The sequence below is a fragment of the Corallococcus sp. AB049A genome, from assembly GCF_003668885.1.
GTDB lineage: Bacteria > Myxococcota > Myxococcia > Myxococcales > Myxococcaceae > Corallococcus > Corallococcus interemptor.
This window is the reverse complement of the sequence record NZ_RAWL01001465.1, coordinates 1-384: the sequence shown is the minus strand read 5'-3', so window position 1 is coordinate 384 and position 384 is coordinate 1. Positions and strand designations below refer to the sequence as shown.

At 59.6% G+C, this 384-nt stretch carries 1 protein-coding gene; it reads right to left on the bottom strand.

Annotation, left to right across the window (positions count from 1 at the left end):
* Positions 1-8: 8 nt before the first annotated feature.
* Positions 9-384, bottom strand: a 376-nt coding sequence (locus D7X55_RS47470; protein WP_121725817.1) for a nuclear transport factor 2 family protein, incomplete at its 5' end; no start/stop codon positions are given.

The window sequence follows — 384 nt, the reverse complement described above, 5'->3', positions numbered from 1 at the left end:
AGCGACGTTCAATCGCCCGGGCTGCGTGAATCGCGGATCGAGTAGATCACCGAGAAGATCTTCCAGCCCTGCTCCGTGCGGACCAGCTGCCACATTTCCTTGCCCCAGTTGGTCTTCACCCCATCGTCGTGGAAGCTGTAGTCAAACGAGACCGAGGCCACATCGCCGTCCGTCTCGATCTTCGTGTTGGAGAACTTCTCCTCCTTCGGCTTCGGCGAGGCGACCGCCCCGTCGATCAGCGCGATGAAGTTGTTGGCGGGAATCTGCCGTGCCTTGATCGCATCGGGCTTGGCCTTGCGGATGTCCTGCAGGCGCACATCCTCGGAAACGAACTGCCAGCCGATGTCTTCCGGTTTATCAGAGAAGAACAGGCCCATGTAGGTC